The sequence below is a fragment of the Propionivibrio sp. genome, from assembly GCF_017995515.1.
GTDB lineage: Bacteria > Pseudomonadota > Gammaproteobacteria > Burkholderiales > Rhodocyclaceae > Propionivibrio.
The window spans coordinates 6,050-9,287 of record NZ_JAGOIT010000120.1 but is presented as its reverse complement, the minus strand read 5'-3'; the positions used below and the strand labels follow the sequence as shown (position 1 = coordinate 9,287).

Annotated in this window: 3 protein-coding genes and 1 tRNA gene; 1 reads left to right on the top strand and 3 read right to left on the bottom strand. The window is 61.3% G+C overall.

Annotated elements, in window-relative coordinates:
* Positions 1–254: 254 nt before the first annotated feature.
* A tRNA-Arg gene (locus KBA32_RS15035) sits at positions 255–329 on the bottom strand.
* Positions 330–517: 188 nt separating this feature from the next.
* On the opposite strand from KBA32_RS15035, the gene KBA32_RS15030 reads away from it, so the two are divergent.
* On the top strand, positions 518–2,443 hold the full coding sequence (locus KBA32_RS15030) for an ATP-binding cassette domain-containing protein (RefSeq protein WP_294360568.1): 1,926 nt from the start codon (positions 518–520) through the stop codon (positions 2,441–2,443).
* A gap of 6 nt (positions 2,444–2,449) precedes the next feature.
* Here the strand turns inward: KBA32_RS15030 and KBA32_RS15025 are convergent, their stop codons facing one another.
* On the bottom strand, positions 2,450–2,626 hold the full coding sequence (locus KBA32_RS15025; protein WP_294360564.1) for a hypothetical protein: 177 nt from the start codon (positions 2,624–2,626) through the stop codon (positions 2,450–2,452).
* Positions 2,623–3,186: a DUF1993 family protein gene (locus tag KBA32_RS15020; RefSeq protein WP_294360562.1), complete on the bottom strand. Its 564-nt coding sequence runs from the start codon at positions 3,184–3,186 to the stop codon at positions 2,623–2,625. The genes KBA32_RS15025 and KBA32_RS15020 overlap by 4 nt, the downstream gene beginning before the upstream one ends.
* Positions 3,187–3,238 lie beyond the last annotated feature (52 nt).

Genomic DNA, 3,238 nt, shown 5'->3' with positions numbered 1-3,238 from the left:
TGACATATTTAGGCCGTCATATTTAACCTATAAATATCAATCGGTTACGAGATCCTATTGTAACCCGGTACCGCCATTTTGTCGCAGTGTTCGCCAGATATGCAAAAGTGCTAAGTCACGAGGATTGATTACCGGGGAGACCCGGGCTTTTTTCCATGTGCGACAAAATTGCGACACTCAGTTTTCAAAAAGCGGTGAATTTCGGTAAATCAAGTTTCTGAATATTCCGTTGTTGTCTTTTTTGGGCTTGTTATTGGCCTCCTCGACAGGAATCGAACCTGTATCTCACGCTTAGGAGGCGCGTGCACTATCCATTATGCTACGAGGAGAACGGAAGGTATTGTACTTGCTCGGGCTTGCCGGCGGCAAATGGCACTCACGGGATACGGCCCACGATGCGTGGCGCATCGGGTCGGCGCACGACAGGCGCGGTAGAATCTCGCGCTTTCCCGGAATCGGATGGCGTGCTGCTTTGCCACCGATTCGCGCGTTGTCCCTTCTTGAGTGATCTTTGCCCATGCCGTACCTGATCCTGTCCGACGCTTCGCTCGCCTTTGGCCACGTTCCGCTGCTCGACCACGCCGAATTCGTCCTCGAACCGGGCGAGCGTGTGGCGCTGATCGGACGCAACGGCTGCGGCAAGTCTTCGCTGCTGCGCGCGCTGGCCGGGCAGGGTATGATCGACGATGGCACGGTCTGGCGACAGCCCGGCGTGCATCTTGGTTACGTGCCGCAGGAGCCGCCGTTCGATCCTGAACTCACCGTGTTTGAAGCCGTCGTTGCCGGCATGGGCGAAGTCTCCCGGCTGCTTGCCGAATACCACGCGGTATCGCACGCGCTGGCCGATGAGTCGGCGGCCGATCAAACGGGCCTGCTTGAACGCCTGCACCAACTTCAGGGCGAGCTGGAGGCGCGCAATGCCTGGTCTTTCGAGACGCAGGCCGAGCGCGTCATCCAGCGCTTTACGCTCGATCCCGATGCGAAAGTCGGGACGCTCTCCGGCGGGCAGAAGAAGCGTCTGGCGCTTGCCCAAGCGCTCGCCGTCTCTCCGGAAATGCTGTTACTCGACGAACCGACGAATCACCTCGACATCGGCGCGATCGAGTGGCTTGAAGACATGCTGATCGGCTCGAACGTCTCGATGGTTTTCGTGACCCACGACCGCCGGTTTCTCGATCGCGTCGCGACGCGCATCGTCGAGCTCGATCGCGGCCGTCTCCTTTCCTGCCCCGGAAACTTCAGTGCGTATCAGGTCAAGAAAGAACAGATTCTGCACGACGAGGCGATCCAGAACGCCAAGTTTGACAAGTTTCTCGCGCAGGAAGAGGTCTGGATTCGCAAGGGCGTCGAAGCGCGGCGCACGCGCAACGAAGGGCGAGTCTTGCGCCTGGAGCAACTGCGGCGCGAACGCGCCGCGCGGCGTGATCGTCAGGGCAAGGTCGAGCTCGCGCTGGATGCCGGCGACAAGAGCGGCAAGCTCGTTGCCGAGCTGACCCACGTCAGCAAGAGTTTTGGCGAAGGCGTTGGCGAAAAACGCGTCGTCCGCGATTTCTCCTGTCGCCTGCAGCGCGGCGACAAGATCGGCCTGATCGGCCCGAACGGCGCCGGCAAGACGACGCTGCTGCGCCTGATCCTCGGCGAACTGCAGCCGGATTCCGGCAACGTGCGCCTCGGCACCAAGATTCAGGTCGCGTATTTCGACCAGTTCCGGACGCAGCTCGACGAGGAGGCTGCGCTCGTCGACGTCATCTCGCCCGGGTCGGATTACGTCGAGATCGGGCGCGAGCGCAAGCATGTAATCGGCTATCTCGGTGACTTCCTCTTTGCGCCGCAGCGCGCGCGTTCGCCGGTCAAGTCGTTGTCCGGCGGCGAACGCAATCGCTTGCTGCTGGCACGACTGTTCGCGCGGCCGGCCAACGTCCTCGTGCTCGACGAGCCGACCAACGACCTCGACATCGAAACGCTCGAGCTGCTTGAACAACTGCTGCAGGACTACGCGGGAACGCTCTTCCTCGTCAGCCACGACCGCGCCTTCCTCGACAACGTGGTGACGCAAACGATCGCGTACGAAGGCGGTGGCGGTTGGCGCGAATACGCCGGCGGCTACCAGGATTGGGCCGACTACCAGGCCAAGCGCCGTGCCGACGAGCCGAGCGCAGCGCCGGTCAGGCAGGCTTCCGTGGTCGCCGAAGCCCTCGACAGCGCGCCAAAGGCGAAGGCCGACGGCAACCGCAAACTGAGCTACAAGGAGTCGCGTGAACTTGCCGAGTTGCCTGGCAAGATTGCCGCGCTGGAGCAGGAGCAGAATGAGATCAACCTTCGTCTCGAAGATCCTTCGCTCTACCAGTCCCAGCCGAGGGAGGCGCACGCGCTATCCGAGCGCCTCGTCGCTATCGACGATGAACTGATGCAACTCCTGGAACGCTGGGAAGAACTCGAATAGCCAGCGTCAGCAGCCGGTCGATACGTAGTCGATCACCGGCGCATTGCCCGCGGCCGTGGGTTGGCGGTAGCGGACAAAGCACTGCGCTGTTCCGGCGTCCTCGTCGATTGCTCCGTGCCAATAGATCCACGCGCCTGAATAGACGCTCGCGCGCTGTTTCCAGTCGCCGGATGGCGTGGTCACCATCGGCACGATGCCCGTCGCTGTTCCCGCTGGGTAACCATAGACGAAACTGACGAGTGGAAGCCGTCGAAGTCGGCCTTGCCGATTGCCACGCCACGGCTCCGGAGGATCGAGTAGGCCGCGGTGAGGTGAAAGAAGAAGTTCGGCAGTGCGTACTGGAAGAGGAATTCCGGAGCCGGTAACGAAACCACCGCGTTCCCCGCCTTGCTTTCGAGCGTCCGCGATTCGCTGCCCTCAAACAGCGCGGGCTCCAGCGAACCGACCAAGAGCGCGGCGCGCGCGATGCACACCCGAAGCCCCGCGAACGAAACCTCAAACTCGCCGTAGGGCGGAATGCCTTGGCCAACCAGCGGAAAGCAGGCGCGCAGCGCAAAGTTCGCGGCAATCCGTACCTGCGTCTCGAACGGCAGCATGTCCGGCGCGAGGCGAGCGGTTAGCAATTCAGTCGCCTCAATCTTGTGTACGCGTACATGCGACTCGGCTGTATCGACGAGACCAGCAAGGCGCTCAAGATAGCGCAGGAAGACGGGAATCGACGCTTCGTACATGCTGATCGGCATGGAGGCTTATCCTTTGGCTGGCAAATTGAAAACGTAACGAATCCCGAAGCGA

Excerpts from the sequence above, each read along its gene's own strand:
- KBA32_RS15030 (WP_294360568.1), top strand. The coding sequence starts at position 518 with ATGCCGTACCTGATCCTGTCCGACGCTTCGCTCGCCTTTGGCCACGTT.
- KBA32_RS15020 (WP_294360562.1), bottom strand. The coding sequence starts at position 3,186 with ATGCCGATCAGCATGTACGAAGCGTCGATTCCCGTCTTCCTGCGCTAT.